Genomic DNA, 18390 nt, shown 5'->3' with positions numbered 1-18390 from the left:
CTACCGCTTGTTATGATGTCGCAACTATTTAGAGAGAAAGATACTGCTGCTTACTTTATTGATTCAACTAAACTATCTATATACTACACAAAACTTACAAGTAATAATTAAATATTTGGTAATCTTGTTAAAATAGCAATAAGCAGTTATAGGGAATCTATAGAGTATTCATTACATCTTGTAATTAATCATAAAGAAATAATTATGACAATTAAATTACTAAAGCTAATAGTACTAATTTATCAACAATAGGTGATATAATAACTGAATTACAAAACAAAATCTTTGATGATAAAAGATATATATCCAAAGATTAATTTAATAACTTATATTCTCATGAGTTACCTTTATTTACAGGAAATACAGAAAAAATGAAAATCATTTGTTAGATATAGAAGACATAGTTATTTTGTGATTTAATCTGTATTGTTATTGTTATGTGAATACCCATTTCATCATTCATTGCAAATGAAAACTACGAAGTCATTGATAAAAAGTAAAAATATTATAAGCAATTATTAATTACTATAATCTTCTCTGTTCTTTAATAAGTTCGAATACTTCGATTACATCACCTTCTCTTATATCTTCATAATTTTCAAAAGCTATACCGCATTCATACCCCTCTCTCACTTCTTTTACTTCATCTTTAAAACGTTTTAAGGTTTTGAGTTTTCCTTCGTGTATTACTATATTATCACGCAACAAGCGTACACCTGATCCTCTCTTAATAATTCCTTTAGTTACGTAACAACCAGCAATTTTACCGACTTTAGTAATATTAAATACCTGTCTAATTTCTATACTTCCAATATATTGCTCTCTAATGACTGGATCAAGCATACCACTCATAATGGCTTTTATATCATCAATTAAATTATATATTATACTATAATATCTAATATTAACTTTCTCTTTCTCTGCAACTGCTAAAACATTTGCGCCTGCTCTAATGTTAAAGCCAACAATAATAGCTGAGGAAACATGTGCAAGTGATACATCTGATTCAGTTATTGGCCCTACACCACTATGAAGTATACGAAGCTTTATTTCATCATTAGGTAATTTCAATAAGCTACTAGCAATAGCTTCAACTGAACCTTGAACGTCACCTTTAATTATTAAAGGTAATTCCTTAACCTTGCTACTACCAGAAGCCTTTAAAAATAAATCTTCTAAACTTGAGCGTGACGCTATAGATATTTTCTTTTCCTTAGCAATACGTGTTCTATATTCTGCTATATCTTTAGCTTGTTTCTCATTTTGTACTACATTAAATTTATCACCAGCAAAAGGTACTTCATTTAAACCTTGAATTTCTACAGGGACAGAAGGTGTTGCTGCCAATATTTCCAGCCCTTTATCATTAGTCATCTTTTTAACTTTACCATAAGAAGTTCCAGCTATTATAATATCACCATTTCTTAAAGTACCACGTTGCACTAATACAGTAGTCAATGTTCCTCTTCCTTTTTCAATTTTTGATTCAATTACAACACCAGCAGCAGCTCCAAAAGGACTTGCTTTTAAGTCTTGCATTTCTGCAATTAATAAAACTGCCTCTTCAAGTTTATCTAGATTAATTTTCTTCAATGCTGAGATTGGAATAACCATAACGTCACCACCTGCCTCTTCACTGATAATTTCGTAAAGATATAATTCATTTTTTACACGCTCAATATCAATATCAGGTTTATCAATCTTATTAATCGCAACAATTATAGGAACACCAGCTACCTTTGCATGATTAATTGCTTCAATGGTTTGCGTTTTGATCCCATCATCTGCTGCAACTACTATAATAACTATATCTGTTACTCTAGCACCCCTTGATCGCATTTCAGAAAAAGCCTCATGTCCAGGAGTATCAATAAAAGTAATTGCTCTACCATCTGCAAGAGTTACTCTATAAGCACCGATATGTTGAGTAATTCCTCCAGTTTCACCTGCAGCAACATCTGTAAATTTTAGAGCATCAAGTAATGATGTTTTACCGTGATCAACATGTCCCATTACTGTAACAACTGGTGCACGTGCTCTTAAATCTTCAATCTTATCATTGCTAATTAAAACATTTTCAACATCTGATTCTTGAACTCTTTTTACTGTATGTCCTAAATTTGTTGCAACTAATTCTGCCGTATCAGCATCAATTACTTGGCTAGCATTAACAAGAATACCGAGTTTCATTAATTCTTTAATTACATCTGCTACTCTTTCAGACATAGCATTTGCAAGGTCACTGACACCAATAACTTCAGGCAATGTGACTTCTCTATATACTTTTTCTGGTGCTTGTAATACTAATGATTTTCGTTTCTCTTTTTCTCTAGCTCTTTTTATAGAGGCAAGGCTTCTAGTTCTACCACCGCTGCTTTCATTTTCATCATCACTAAGCATATTAAAAAGATCAGTCTTTTTTAATTTTCTTGGTTCTTCAACTTTAATCTTTGGTGCGACTACTTTACTTTCCACTACTTTGTCTAACTCATTTTCTGATTCTATACCATAACGTGCTCGCACCCCTACTAAAGGAGATTTTACAAAAGTTTCTTCTTTCTTTTTAGGATTTTGCAACAGTGAATCTTCATTACTTTGAATAATTCCAGTACTAACTTTTGTTTCCCTAAGATTCTGCTTTTCTTGTTCAACTTCTTTATTAGTTTCCAGAATTTCTATTTTTGAGTTAACAGACTGATTAATACTTGCGAGCTTACTTAAAGTACTTATTTGTAAAGTATCATTTAACTTACATTGTTCAGCAGCTTTTTTAAGAACAGATAAACGTCTGTTAAATTCTTTATTATTAGAATCAATAACGTTTTGATCTAAGCTATTTTTCTCTTTATTTAATGAAATGGTAGTAGTACCAGTAGAACTTTTTCTCACTTCTACTAGTGTTTTAGATTTAGCATTAACAAAACTTTGAGCACCTGTAAGAGACTCAAAAGACTTATTAAGCGATAATTTTGAATTGCCAAGTGTCAACTTTTTGAGTTTGATTTCCTGGTTATCCGTCATATTTAAAACCTTTGTGTTTAGTAGTAATTAAGAATATTTTATTAGATTATAAAATAATACACTTACTAGCAATCAATAAAATAATAAAGCATACTTATGTAGATTGAGTATTGCTGGCATAATTTTTATGTAATTCTTGTGTAGAATCGACTTTATTGTATAGTTCTTGTTTCATTCTAGCATGCACGATAAAATACCATGATCATTCCATAACTTTGTGAGCTTAGGTCCAGTAAAATAGACTATCACTAGTTACTTTTATATACTGCAGGCATGTCTGCAGTATAATACTTCTAGCATGCTTCACCGATCAACATAAAAAAATGACATCAAAGGTACTTTTCATAACAACATCAGATTTCTCAAGCTTAAACGTACTCTCTAATCCTAATTTTCTTTTAATTCACCGTGTTGCCTAGCAGCCTTAATTAATAATTTAATATTATCATCCGTCATATTAGAATTTGGAGCTAAATTTTTAAATTCGTTTATATTCATTTCTCCTAAATCTTCTATGGTTTTTATACCATATTCAGCAAATTTTAATACTAATTCAAGTGGCAATTCTAATATATCTATTAATTCTTGTTCAACTCCAAGCTCTTCTAATTTTTTAATAATCTTTTCATTTTTAAGATGAACATAATTAATAGCTCGATTTTTAATCTCTAATGCAAGATCTTCTTCAAAACCTTCAATCCTTGTTAAAGCACTAACTTCACTATTTGCAACTTGTTCTACTGAATTGAATCCTGTTACTGATAAGAGCTGACCTATAACTTCTTCAACATCCAAAGCTTCCATAAATAACTCTGTAGATGTGAGGAATTCTTCATTTCTTCTTTTTGACTCTTGCTCTTCAGTCATTATATCAATGTTCCAGCCAGTAAGCTTAGAAGCTAAGCGAACATTTTGTCCTCTTCTACCTATTGCAATACTTTGATTTTCTTGCGAAACTACTACTTCTACCTTATGCATATCTTCATCAATTAAAATTTTTGTGATTTCAGCAGGTGCAAGTGGTGCAAGAGCATTAACTATAAACTGTGCAAGATCATTACTCCATAATACTATATCAATTTTCTCTCCATTTAACTCATTTGTTACTGCTTTTACTCTGTTACCTCTAATACCTACACATGAGCCCACAGGATCTATACTGCTATCCGAAGCAAATACTGCTATTTTTGCTTTTGAACCTGGGTCACGTGCTACTGCTTTTATTTCAATAATATTTTCATGAATTTCAGGAACTTCTAGCTTAAATAACTTAACAAGCATTTGGTTATCAACTCTAGATAGGAAAATCTGCGGTCCTTTTGCTTCTTGCCTTATATCTTGTACATATGCTTTTATACGATCATTAACTTTAAAATTCTCACCCTTAATTAATTGATCCTTTCTTATTATTGCCTCAGCACGACTCAGGTCAACTATTATATTACCATATTCTATTCTCTTAACTACACCATTTATAATATCACCTTTTCTATCTTTAAAATCATTATATTGCTTTTCACGTTCAGCTTCTATAACACGTTGAGTCATAACTTGCTTTGCAGCTTGAGCTGATACTCTAGCATGATCAATCGGAGGTAAATATTCATATATCTCATCACCAATTTTAGCTTCAGGATTCTTTATTAAAGCTTCTTCAAGTGAAATTTGTGTTAAATAATCTTCTACATTTTCTACTATTTTTAAAATTCTTAAAAGATTTATTTCCCCGGTTTTCCTATTTATTTGAGCTTTAATATTATATTCATTACCGTATTTTTTTCGTCCTGCTACTTGTATTGCTTGTTCAACCGTTGAAATTAAAGTTTCTTTTGATATTCCTTTCTCACAAGCTACAGAATCTATAATTTGTAAAATTTCTACATTACCTACATTAGACATAAACCATCTCTTATTGCTTTAACAATTTTTTAAATATTTCTTCTGTTAAAACTAGATTAGCATTTTTAATTAAATCATAATCAATTATTGCTTCTTGTTCTTCACATTTTAAATATATCTTATTATGCTCGGCTTTAATTATTTTACCTTGATAACGAGCTTTGTTATTCAATAACTCTTTAAGTTTGATTTTAACTTCTCTTCCTAAAAATCTATTATAATCTTCAAACTTTATTAATGGACGTTCAAGACCACTTGAGGAGATTTCTAAATAATACTTGCCTTCTATTAAATCTTCAACATCCAAAAGAACAGAGATAGTATTGCTGACTTTAGTGCAATCATCTACTGTTACTTTTTGACCATCAAGCTTATCTATTAATATTTCAACTACTTTAGAGTTAATGCCTTTAAACCTAACAAGTACTAATTCAAACCCCATATCATTTAAGGTTTCTTTTATCACGCTTGTTATTTGTTGTTCAATAGTCTGCATTTTCGATTTTCTAATAAAAAAGGCGGGATAACCCACCTTTCTACAATTTTATCCTGCTTATCAATAAGGAAGGATACACTACTTAGCTTATATATGCAATATTTAACTTTATCTTTTTCGCTCTCCGCATATTAAAAACTCTTTATTTCCTTTAGCACCAAGTATAGGGCTTTCTATTATACCCAATATTTTAAAATTATTTTTCTCTTCAAGCCAAGTTTTAACCTTATCACATACTTTGTGATGTAAAAGAGGGTTTTTAATAATACCTCTCTTCTCTACTTCATGCTTTTCAACCTCAAATTGTGGTTTTATTAAAGCAATGAGCTTACAATTTTCCTTAGCTAAATTTAGAGAAGCAGGCAATATAGTAGTTAAACTAATAAAGCTGGTATCACAAACAATTAAATCAGGTGGAATAGTTATTTGTGCACTAGTTAAATAACGTGCATTAGTTTGTTCAAGTATTTTAATTTGTAAATTATCACGTAATCTAGGATGAAGCTCACCATAGCCAACATCTACAGCAAAAATTAATTTTGCTTTTTGCTCAAGCAATACTTCTGTAAAACCACCAGTGCTACTACCTAGATCAATACACACCATGCCACTTGGATCGACCTGAAAATGATTCAAAGCAGCGATTAATTTTAATGCTCCTCTTGAGACATAATTATGCTTTGGCAACTTTATTTTAATATCAGTAGCATTTATATTAACTTGGGTCCCAGGTTTAGTTAATTGCTCCGACTTATTATGAACTTTACCTTGAATAATCAAACTACGTGCTATGCTAATAGCCTCTACAAAACCTTTTTGCAATAAATATTCATCAAGCCTTATTTTAGTCACTTTTTCTGGATTTAGCTTTATTGTTATTGTCCTTATGTTATAACCACAAATACTCATTAACTTTACGAAGTCAAATATAAAGTAGGAAAATATAATTGTTCTTACTATAATATAAGTTAAATGTATAGTAATACTTTCAATATTAATACCTAAAATACTAGTTTAATTTTAAACTTTTTAACCTTGAATAGTTATAACATGTACTTAGCATTAATTCTATGAATCAAGAAATTACAAGAAAAATGTCATTGCGAATAGTTGAAGACTGCGTAGCAATCAATAAAATACCGATTCTGTAACATTCTTTCTAGATTACTTTGCCAATTATGTCGTGATTTTCTTCATAATGACGATAAAAATTAAGACATACAACAATACAGTAGTTTCACTTTAACATAAAATAATGAAGCTTCCAAAAATTACTGATTCAAACCTTAACTAATACATGCTTTTTTTTACCGGCAGAGAGTTTGATAATATTCTTATCAAGTAAGAAATTAGTATTAATAATCATATTTTCATCTTCTACCATATTATGGTTAATCTTAGCGCCCTTCGCTCTAATAAGCTTTTTTGCTTCTGACTTAGAACTAGCAAGACCTGCTTTATAGAACAATTCAAATACTCTAATACCTGCTTGTAATATTTCTTGCTCTAAAATGACCGTAGTTAAATTTTCATCAATTTGTCCTTGTTCAAATATCTTTATTGCAGTTTCTAGAGCTGATTTTGCAGCTTGTTCTCCATGGCAAAGCTTAGTTAATTCATAAGCAAGCTGTTTTTTAGCACTATTAATATCCTCATTAACTAAATTTTCAAACTTCTTAAGCTCTTCAATAGTTAACTCACTATATAGCTTGGCAAATCTTAGAACATCAGCATCTTCGCAGTTACGCCAATATTGGTAATAATAATAAGGGCTTAGCAAATCTTCATTAAGCCACACTGCTCCTGTAGCTGTTTTACCCATCTTAGTTCCTGATGCCGTAGTAAGTAGCGGTGTCGTTATACCGAATACTTCAGTACCGCTTATTTTACGGATTAAATCTGCTCCCATTACAATATTTCCCCACTGATCACTACCACCAAGTTGCAGGTTGCAATTATAATGTTTGCTTAAATAGTAAAAATCATAAGCTTGCAGTAACATATAATTAAACTCTAAGAAGCTTAAATGCTGCTCTCGCTCAAGTCTTAATCTTACTGAATCCATAGTCAACATACGATTTACTGAAAAGTAACTACCAAAATATTGTAAAAAATCTAGGTAATTAAGAGAGCCTAACCACTCTGCATTATCTAGTACAATAGCATCACTTCCATTATCACTGAACTCAATAAATTTTGATAATGATTTTTTTATACCTTCAGCATTTTTTGCTATTTCTTCTTTATTCAACATTTTGCGAGCTTCATCTTTCCAAGTAGGATCACCTATTTTACTTGTACCACTACCAATCACCACGATTGGCCTATGGCCATGTCGCTGTAACAGTCGCAAAATCATTATCTGCATTAAACTACCGATATGTAGTGATGTAGCAGTACAGTCAAATCCAACATATGCAGCTATTTTACTTTCTTTTGTTATACTAGTTAAACGTTCTAAATCGGTACATTGGTGGAAATATCCTTTATTTATCAATTCTTCTATAAAAGTCATAAATATTCATTTGAAAATAAACAACTGCAGTTTCCTATATGTTAAGTAAATTGTCAATAGTAGATATATTTCATATTCTTAATGAAAACTAGAAAATTAATTAATTTTTTAAGAATGAATTTATAATTTTTCTTGACATGAAAAAACATTTAATATACAAGGAAAATTATGTTAAATTAATGCATCTGAATTATTGGGATTCAAAATCTCTAATAGAACATCTGAATATTTTAATAATAGTATAGTAAAGTAACAACACAGGTATATTTTAGCTTTGCTTTTATAAAGAATTTGTCTGTAAAGTAATGACAGGGCATGCTTTTTGATTTGCTTTACCCTAATTTGTACAAATTATATGGTTATTATGACGGAAATTACTGATGAGCAAAAGCAAAAAATTTTAGAAAAAAAATAAAAATTGAAAAAATTTACTATAGGATAATTTACAAATATTAGTAAAAATACAAAATTTAAAAATAGAGTTAAGAGCAACTATAGAAGCAGAAAAAGGTAAGAGAAGTACGTCAGAAGCAGAAAGAATAAAATAATGAACATATTAATAATATAACAAAAATGTGATCCTTGCAAAAATTTAAAAGCAATAAAGTATCATACAATATTATTCTTCTGGATAAGAAACTAATTAGGTAGAAAAGCAAGCTATAGCATTAAGCTGAACTACAAATAAATAAATTCTTTACTAATCTTACTCCTAATGAAGATTATGAGGTTGTACAATAACATAATGTAATAGCTAACCATAGATAATAGGATATTGAAAATAAATCACCTCTAGACTTGCTGGTGCTAAGACCCATTAATTTAAAATACTCTTTAAGTATCTCAAAAAATAGAAAGATTTGTAAATATTAATAATAGTATAGTCAAAACTAAAAAAAGTTTTAAGCCAGCCCAACTAGAAATCTAACTCAAATTATAGAATAAATTGAAAGATACAACAAATTTTTAAACTTCATAATATAAAAGCATCAAAGATTTTATTCAAATACTTAGAACTCTACTCTTTATATCCAAAAAGTAACCAGAAAGAAGAATTATCAAGATAGAAATTCTATCTTCTTTAAAAGATAATTATAATGATAATGAAAAACTAAACCCAATTAAGTACTAAGTTAAATAAAGCTAATTACCAAAATTACTATTTAAATAAATAAGAACTATTATTTAATCAAGGATACAGAAATAATAACTATAACTAGCTAAAAAACTAAGTAATCCTAAAAAATTATAGTCCTATACTCATGGAAGATAGCTTAAATCAATTATTTTAAGATTCAATTATCATTGGCACTATCAACATAACAGCCATAAAAAAATACTAAACAAGAAAGGATATTTTTGAATAATTTATTCTTTGGTTAAAATATTATGAGAAAGCAATAATTATACCCTGAAAGCTACAGCTTCAATAATATCGATTTAATAATAATCACCGTGACACATTAAAGGCAAATCCAATTCCTGATAAATTATTCTTAATAAATTAAGGGACTTAAAAGACATTTTCAGTAATATAAATCATACTAAAATAATATACATGTAGTTTTTACAAATATATTGCCTAAGTACATAATAATTTCTCTACCAAACGCTAAAAAAATTGGTTAAATAATTTAAAAAAATATCCTTATTCATTGCTTTACTAAATTTTCCTTATATATATTAAAGTTATTATAAATAATATATTATATATGAAGAATATTTTTGGTAAATTTATACTCACCATTCTATTATGTTTTATCAATTTACAAGTAATTTCTGAGGGTTTTAACGAAAAAATACCTTTATATTTTAAATTAGCTAATGCTAATTTATTAGCTGGTAAAAATTCACTCAATATTGACTTATGTGACTCTAGAATTAAAGATTGGTGTGCAAAACCACAAAGAAATTTAAGACTTAATGGACAAAAAATAGATGATTACATATCTATTTTGCCTAATATTAAAGGTGAATGGAGATTTGGCTGGGGGTATGATATACAATTTACTCCGGAAAGCAATTTTATGGCTAATCAAACTTATAAAGTGAATATTAATAGCAAAGACCTTTTTCCTCAGTTTATTGATTTAAAAAGTAATACTATAAGCTTTACAACATTACCGCTGCTTCCTATTATTAAAGAAATGAATTATCTACAGGATAATATTAATATTTCTAAAAAATTTATTCAAACTAAAATAATCTTTAATTATCCTATCGATTCTAAAACTCTAGAAGAAAGAATAGAATTTATAAAATCATCTACAAAAGAAAAATTACCATTTTCTATCAAATTTAATACAGATAACACAGAAGCTACAGTTATTACTGATATACCACTACTAAATGATAAAGAAGATACAGTTTCCATAAGTATAAAAGATGGAGTTAAGCCATTACATGGCGGGGATGATTTCACGCATAAAAATGTGGAAGTACAAAATAATAATAAAATAAATAACATTAAATATTCTTATAAAGAACAAGTGTTAATACCAAGCCTATCTTCATACTTAAAGGTTACAAGTGCTACAGCTAAAATTATTAAAGATGAAAAATTAAATCCGCAGCAAGTAATTATAATTACTACAAATACACCTGTGTCCAGTGAAGAAATCAAAAAATATCTAAAGATATTTTTATTACCAAGCGATAAACCAGCTTTTTTAGAAATTGCAAGAAAAAAAAATTATAAGTGGCAAAGCCCAATAGAAGTTACTGAAGATGTTATAAAATATTCTACAATAGTAGATTTTGAGCTATTACCCTCAGTGCCGGAAGTTAGTACTACGCATACTTTTAAAGTAGATACAATACCTACAAGATTTTTATTTGTTAAGATAAATAGTGGTATTACAGCATTAGGCAATCTAACACTTGGTAAAGATTATACTCAAATAGTGCAAGTACCTTAAAATCTTAGCGAAGTTAAATTAATGTCTGAAGGCTCTATTCTTTCATTATCTGGTGAAAGAAAACTTCCTGTATATTCAATAGGCATAGATAAATTATATGTAGAAATTGACAAAATTAACCAGCAAGAAGTTAATCATTTAATCAGTCAAACTAATAGATATAATACTTTTCAAAATCCAACTTTTATAAATGAATATTCTTTCAATGAGTATAATATATCTGAAGTATTTAAGGAAGAGATAATAGTTGACCTAAATAATTTAAATTCACCTCATTATACTGATTTAGATTTCAGTAAGTATTTTAATTTAGCATCTTCAGATGCTTACTCTAAGGGCCTATTCTTAGCAAAAGTTTTTGCTAAGGACAATAATTCTAACATAATCTCTCAAGATAAAAGATTGATTTTAGTAACTGATCTTGGTTTTATAGTAAAAATCGATAAGGATGGAACTCACCATATATTTGTTTCTTATATCAGTAATGGTAAACCAGCAATTGGAGTAAAAACCGATATTATAAGCATTAATGGTGAAATATTAATAAGCAGCAAGACAGATGATCAGGGGCATGCTATTCTGCCCTGTATACAAAATTTTAGTAAAGAAAAATTACCTGTAGCTTAAGCTTATATAGTCACTACTACAGATGATTTCTCATTTATGCCTTATAATAAGTGGATAGGCAAGTTAATTATTCTAGATTTAACGTGTCAGGAGCTGTGAGTTCTGATGAAGGATTAAAAGCTTATCTATTTTCTGATCGAGGAATTTATAAACCAGGTGAGCAAGGTCATATAGGTATTATTTTAAAACAAACTAATTGGCAAGGAAAATTTGAAGGTTTGCCACTAGAAGTGCAAGTAACTAATCCTCGTGGGAAAATAATAGATAAAAGTAAAATAACTCTAAATGCTGAAGGGTTTGCTGAATATTTATTTTCTACTTACAATGATTCCCTAAGTGGCTTATATAATATAACTCTATATTTGGTAAAAGATAAAGAAGATAGTAACTATCTTAGCAACTTATCACTCAGAGTTGGAGATTTTCAGCCTGATCATATGAAAATAAATATAAATTTTAATAATCTACAAGGTGAACTATGGACTCACCCGAAAGATCTCAAAACAACTGTCAATCTTACAAATTTTTATGGTGCTCCTGCAAAAAATAGAAAAGTTAACGGTTATATTAATATTATACCTACTCAATTTTTTGTTTCTGCTTTTAAAGATTATAAATTTTACAGTGCTAAAGAAAATAAGGAGCTTTTTAGCGAGAATTTAGGTTCTATTACTACCGATTCTAATGGCAATGCTAGCTTTAACCTTAATCTTGAGAAATATCATAATGCTACTTTTAACTTAACATTTTTAGCTCAAGGTTTCGAACCTGATTCTGGAAGAAGCATTAATGCAAATAGATCAATTATAGTTTCACCATTACCTTATATAATAGGCTTTAAAAGTGATACTGAGTTAAAATATCTTAAACAACAAACTACTCCAAAAATAGAATTTATAGCTATATCAAATAAAGCAAGTAAGGTAGCAGTCTCTAATTTAAATCTTAATTTGAAAAAAATTAACTATGTCAATAACTTAGTCACTGATTCAAACGGTAATTATTCTTATCAATCAGTACCTATAGAAACGAATATATCTTCTAATAAGGTTAATATTACAGCAGAAGAAGGTTATATTTATAATGTACCTACTAAAGAAGCAGGTGATTACGTCATCTATTTAACAGATAAAGATAATATAGTTTTTGCTCAAATTGAATTTTCAGTATTAGGTGAAGGAAATGTTACAGCGAATTTAACAGAAAAAGCTAATTTAAAAGTTAAACTTGATAAAGATGCTTATAAAGCTGGTGATACGATTTTTTTGAATATCATAACCCCATATGCAGGTTATGGATTAATTACTATTGAAACTGATAAAGTGCATAATTTTGCAATGGTTTAAAGCTGATAAAAAGAGTACTACACAAGAAATTAAAATACCTGATGATTTTGAAGGTAAGGGTTATATAAATATACAATTCATAAGAAATATGGGGTCTAAAGAAATCTTTATATCACCGTTTAGTTATGCGGTAGTACCCTTTACTTCTAATGTATACAGACATAATCAAGACATTGAATTAATGCTTCCTGCAAAAATAAAACCAGGCAAAAAACTAACAATTCATTATCGTACCACAAATCCCGGTAAGATTATAATATTTGCCGTTGATGAGGGGATATTATCATTTGCTGGTTATCAGACTCCTGATCCACTTAATTATTTTATTAAAGACAAGGCACTTGAAGTAACAACATTGCAAATCATGGATCTAATATTGCCAGAACATACACTGTTAATGAAATCTTTTACAGCAACTCCTCCTGGTGATAGCTTTATAGACATCACAAAAAATCTTAATCCATTTAAAAGAAAAGATCAACCTCCTGTAGTATTTTGGTCAGGCATTTTAGATGCCGATCTGAGTAAAAAAGAAGTCACATTTGATATCCCTAGCTATTTTAACGGTACTTTAAGAGTTATGGGCTGTAGCGGCAAGTTCTGAAGCCGTGGGAGCTTCTAAGTCTAATATTTTAGTACAATCTGACCTTATTATCAGTCCAAATTTACCTTTATTTGTAGCTCCGAATGATGAATTTATAGTACCCATAACAATTCTAAATAATCTAAAAGACTCAGGAAATGCACAAGTCTGCATCAACCTTGAAACAAGCGAAGGACTTAAAATATTAGACTCCCCTACTCAAATACAAATAAATGAAAATGAAGAAGCTACCATCAATGTTAAATTAAAAGCTACAGATAAACTCGGTTCAGCAGATTTCAAGGTTACAGCTTATATAAATCATCTTAAATCAAAAGTAGTACGCTCAGAAAGAACTATTACTACAAGTGTACGCCCTGCCTCTCCTAACATTACAACAGTTGAAACTGGTTTTGTTACAGGAAATAAAATCAATTTAAAAATCTTACGAGATTTATATCATGAATTTGCTAAACTACAAATTTCTGCTTCTAGATCGCCTCTTGCTATTATTTCTGGTTTTAAAAATTTTCTAGATAATTATCCATATACCTGCACTGAGCAGTTAGTAAGCCAAAATTTTGCTAATATTTTATTATATAATGAACAAGAACTAGTGCAAATTTTTGAAACCAATCGCAAAAAAATGGATGAATCATTATCCAAAGCATTTAAAACCTTATCAGAACGCCAAAATTATGATGGTGGATTTAGATATTGGAATGATTCCCATTCAAGTTCAGATAGCTTTATCTCTGTTTATGCTATGCATTTCCTAACAGAAGGAGCAAATAGATACTTAGCTGTTCCAAGTGATACATTTAATCAAGGTATTTATTATCTTGAAAATATGGCTAATAGATCAATTAGCTCTTTAAATGAGGCAAGAGAAAAGGCATATGCTATTTACATACTTACTAGAAATAATGTGATCACAACAAGCTATATTGCTAATGTTTTAAAATATTTAGAGAATTATCATAAGGATAATTGGCATAATGATTTAACATCTGTTTATCTAGCAGCTAGCTATAAAATGCTTCAAATGAATGAAGAAGCAAATAAGTTACTTAATCAATTCACATTAAATAAACCTATAGACGACTTAAAAGAGAATTATCAATATTATAATTCATTGATTAAGTACAGCCAGTATTTATATTTAATTTCCTTGCATTTTCCTGATAAATTAAAGAATTTTGATCAGAAAATTGTACAAGATATCGCTCTTTTTGCAAAAAATAATTACAATACTTTATCAGCAAGCTATGCAATCATGGCAAGCCTTTTATATGCTGATAAAATAAATAATATAAATGAAAGCACTATAAAGGTAAATTATACGATAAATAATCAAAATTATAAAGTTACAGAGCATAAAAAAATATCTTTAACAGGCAGTGTAATGCTTGATAAAATCCCAGCAAGCAGCGTTCAAGACATCGATTTGACTTCTACAAGTAATGGCTTTTTCTACCAGCTTTTAACTTCTGGATATGATAAAATTCTAAAAGACAATAAAGAAGTAGTTAAAGGAATAGAAATCACTAAAAAATATCTCGATGAAAATAATAAAGAGGTAAGTAAAGTAAAATTAGGTGATAATATTACAGTTAATATTACCATGCGCTCAGCTAGCAATACAACTCTAAGCAATATGATAATACTTGACTTATTACCAGCTGGCTTTGAGCTTTTACCTGAGAATAATATAAATATATTGCAACCAAGAGATAATAATATAGACAAATCTATTTGGAAACCTATTTATATAGATCGTCGTGATGATAGAATTATGATTTTCGGCACTATTTTTAATCAAAAAATGGCTTATCAATATAAAATAAAAGCCATTAATAAAGGAAGATTTGCACTTCCTGCTATTTATAGCGAAGCTATATATGATCCTCAGATCTATTATCGTGGTATTGTAGAGAGCATTACTGTAGAGTAAATATGACTATAAACAGTTACTGTATAGTTTTAAAAGTGATTAATGCTATCCCATAATAACTGGGCAGTAAGAGTCAAGAATCAATATTTTGGTATAATAAAAAAATAGATTTTTATTAGATTCTAACTGTTGCTAGAATGATATAAGAATCATACACCAAAGTGCATTTGAAATGACAACACTATCTTTATTTGATAATTGTTTTTAACTTTTCTACAGTTTTTGGATCTTTAGCAAGTTCTAGAAATATTTCTCGTTCGTAAGATAGCAATTCTTCTTCATTTGTTTCATGGTGTTTATCAATAATATCTTGAAATTTAGTCAGTACTTTATTTTGAAGATCATTATATTTAGATGTATCTATCTCATTTGCTAAAATTATTTTCGGTATGATAATTTTCTTAGAATCTTTTATGATTTTTTTAGGTAATTTTAATGCCAATGCATCATCTAAAAGATAATATTTATTCATACTTACTTGCATATTTTCTATGCCATAATCTTCTTTAAAATAATCAGCTGAACCTGATTTATTTTGTTCTAAAATATTTCGAATATTTTTAATTAGCTTAGTTTTATTAATGCTACTTCGTACAAATATTTCAGTCACGCCTCCCCACCCAGGTATCAACCCGACACCTAACTCCACAAGACCTGCTTTCAATTCTTGGTTTGCTACAATAAAGCTTGAGTGTAGTAGTAACTCACATCCGCCACCAAATGCCACTCCACGAGCGCAGCTAATAATTTGAACAGATGAATATTTTAGGTATAGCATAGTGTGCTGACCTAGCTTTAATAAATTCTCTAGATCATGAAAATTCTTATCTTCAATATAAGAAAGAAGAAGTTTTAAATCAGCACCAGCAGAAAAATTATTACCTTGTGGATAAATATAAAGATACTTTTTTTCACTTTCTGCTCTACTTACTGCTTTTTGTAGTAGATAAAATACATCATGATTTAAACAATTCATTTTTGTAGTAATAACAAAAACTAAAGCCTGATGATATAGCACTAATTTTGCTGAACTATTCTCTAAAATTATTTTACTTTCTTTTAAGATATCTTTATGAGCATTAAATTTTTGTTTATCGATTTTTTTATATTCTTTATTTATTAAATATGGAGGAAGCGATAAATGCATTAAATTAGCGTTTTGAATTATTAATTCCCATCCATCTTTAGCATGCATTGTTAATAATTCAAAAGGACCATATTTCCAGTTATAACCCAACTTCATAGCTACATCTATATCATAAATATTATCAGTAACTGTTGGAATTAAGCTTACTAGATAGACATAAAACTCTATTATAATTTCTGTAAAAAATTTACCATAAACCGAATCACTTGTAAGCAGCTCATCAAAACTTGTAAATTCGTCTTCTGTTTTCTGTATAGCTGTATAAGATAAATCGGTTAAATTTATAACTTCTTTAATTTTTTTACCGTTTGATAGCGATAAACGATAAAACCCTCCTACTCCTTTACGTCCTATTAATCTCTTTTCAATCATTCTATCAAGAATAGGAATATTGATATATATTTGATGATAATAATCATTTGAAAGAAGGCTAGTAAGCAATGAGCTAGATATTAATTTCATTACATCATGTCCTATTAAATCATATAAACCAAAAATTCCAGTACTTGGCAATCCAATACATGAAGTAAATATTTTATCTATTTTTACAAAATCAAGATGTTGTTTTATTGCTTTTCTAACCACTAATTCAAGTAAAAAACACCCTACTCTATTGGCTATAAAACCAGGTGTATCATTGCATTTTACTATAGTTTTACCAAGAGCTCTAGTTAAAAACCTTGATATTCTATTTATTAATTCTAGCTCTACTATAGGATCTATAACCAATTCTAGTAATTCCATATATCTTGGAGGATTAAAGAAATGTGTAATAACAAATCTAGATTTTATATTATCAGGTAAATTTTCTTTAAGCCTTTTTAGCGGTAATGTAGAAGTATTAGAAGCTATAATTGCATCCTTTTTAAGATAAGGAATAATTTTATTATATAATTGATGTTTAATTTCTAACTTCTCAACAATAACTTCAATTACTAAATCACAATCTTTTATTAACTCTAAATCATTTTCTAAATTACCGATAGTAATAAATTTTTCTTTATCTGGAAATGATAAAGGCAGAGGTTTTTGTTTATGCAGGTTTTCCTTAGCAGTTCTAACTATTTTGTTAGGATCATCTTCCTTCTGGGCAATAATATCCAATAATACAACTTCATGAGATGAATTAGCAATTAAAGCTGCGATTCCTGAGCCCATGACTCCTGAGCCTATAACACAAATTTTCTGAATTGCATTTTGCATAAACTACTCCTAATGTTTAATAAAGATCTTATAACTGCAACGTAGCTCTAACCTATGTGATGATTTAAATGCCTTAAGGCAACATTGTCAAATTAAACAAGTATTAATTAGCCATCACATACACTGACTATAACACTATTTTTGCATAACATTTTAGTACATTCATTTATAGTAAGCTGGTCGTTATAACACCGTCAACTCATAAAACTCTTTTTTATATAAAAATTTTTATATAAAAATATATTTTTTATTAAATTTAATACTGTAATTTATATTACTCTTTTGTTGCTTTCATAACAAAAAAATTTGAGTTTTTGTCCATTTTAATTTAATTAATATATCAACTTTTAATATTTAATTTGTAATTTTTGCAATTTCTTCAACTAAAATATGAGCAAGGTAACACATTCTAAATAATATTTTAAATCTATTTATTTAGGTACATATACAATTAGATCAATATCCTTTATATCATCTCTATATCTACTATATATTTAACTGATGGACTATTTTTTACTATATTCATTAAATTTAAACAAACTGCAAGCTAGATCATAATTAAGTTTTATTATAACAGAATCTACAAATTATCTAGGATTTTCTACTAAACATTTGTCCACATAAACTATAGTCATGTTTAATTATCAATTCTAGCTTCTTCCAACAATCTATGCAAAATTC

The 18390-nt window shown here is 28.7% G+C and carries 6 protein-coding genes and 1 pseudogene; 1 reads left to right on the top strand and 6 read right to left on the bottom strand.

The features are described from left to right. Window positions 1-525: 525 nt before the first annotated feature. From infB to tyrS, 5 genes are all read right to left on the bottom strand, one after another. Window positions 526-3021: a translation initiation factor IF-2 gene (gene infB / locus AC27F4_RS00350; RefSeq protein WP_487060974.1), complete on the bottom strand. Its 2496-nt coding sequence runs from the start codon at window positions 3019-3021 to the stop codon at window positions 526-528. A gap of 387 nt (window positions 3022-3408) precedes the next feature. Beyond that, the gene (nusA, locus tag AC27F4_RS00345) at window positions 3409-4920 is read right to left on the bottom strand and encodes a transcription termination factor NusA (protein WP_487060972.1); all 1512 of its coding nucleotides are present in this window, start codon (window positions 4918-4920) and stop codon (window positions 3409-3411) included. 10 nt (window positions 4921-4930) lie between these two features. Further along, window positions 4931-5416, bottom strand: a complete 486-nt coding sequence (gene rimP, locus AC27F4_RS00340) for a ribosome maturation factor RimP (RefSeq protein ID WP_487060970.1) — start codon at window positions 5414-5416, stop codon at window positions 4931-4933. A 108-nt stretch (window positions 5417-5524) separates the two neighbouring features. Beyond that, on the bottom strand, window positions 5525-6268 hold the full coding sequence (locus AC27F4_RS00335) for a TlyA family RNA methyltransferase (RefSeq protein ID WP_487060968.1): 744 nt from the start codon (window positions 6266-6268) through the stop codon (window positions 5525-5527). Between the two features lie 427 nt (window positions 6269-6695). After that, on the bottom strand, window positions 6696-7931 hold the full coding sequence (gene tyrS, locus AC27F4_RS00330; protein WP_487060966.1) for a tyrosine--tRNA ligase: 1236 nt from the start codon (window positions 7929-7931) through the stop codon (window positions 6696-6698). Between the two features lie 1712 nt (window positions 7932-9643). Between tyrS and AC27F4_RS00325 the strand changes: the two are divergent. Then, window positions 9644-15359 (top strand): annotated as a pseudogene (locus AC27F4_RS00325) (alpha-2-macroglobulin family protein). A gap of 187 nt (window positions 15360-15546) precedes the next feature. On the opposite strand, the gene AC27F4_RS00320 reads toward AC27F4_RS00325, so the two are convergent. Continuing rightward, complete coding sequence (locus AC27F4_RS00320) at window positions 15547-17709, bottom strand: 3-hydroxyacyl-CoA dehydrogenase/enoyl-CoA hydratase family protein (RefSeq protein WP_487060964.1); 2163 nt, start codon at window positions 17707-17709, stop codon at window positions 15547-15549. Between the last annotated feature and the right edge of the window lie 681 nt (window positions 17710-18390).

The organism is Candidatus Rickettsia mendelii (assembly GCF_057543435.1).
This window is presented reverse-complemented; position numbering and strand designations above follow the sequence as displayed.

What these genes read in the sequence shown, in the direction of transcription:
- infB (WP_487060974.1), bottom strand. Translation starts at nt 3,021, where the DNA reads ATGACGGATAACCAGGAAATCAAACTCAAAAAGTTGACACTTGGCAAT.
- nusA (WP_487060972.1), bottom strand. Translation starts at nt 4,920, where the DNA reads ATGTCTAATGTAGGTAATGTAGAAATTTTACAAATTATAGATTCTGTA.
- rimP (WP_487060970.1), bottom strand. Translation starts at nt 5,416, where the DNA reads ATGCAGACTATTGAACAACAAATAACAAGCGTGATAAAAGAAACCTTA.
- tyrS (WP_487060966.1), bottom strand. Translation starts at nt 7,931, where the DNA reads ATGACTTTTATAGAAGAATTGATAAATAAAGGATATTTCCACCAATGT.
- AC27F4_RS00320 (WP_487060964.1), bottom strand. Translation starts at nt 17,709, where the DNA reads ATGCAAAATGCAATTCAGAAAATTTGTGTTATAGGCTCAGGAGTCATG.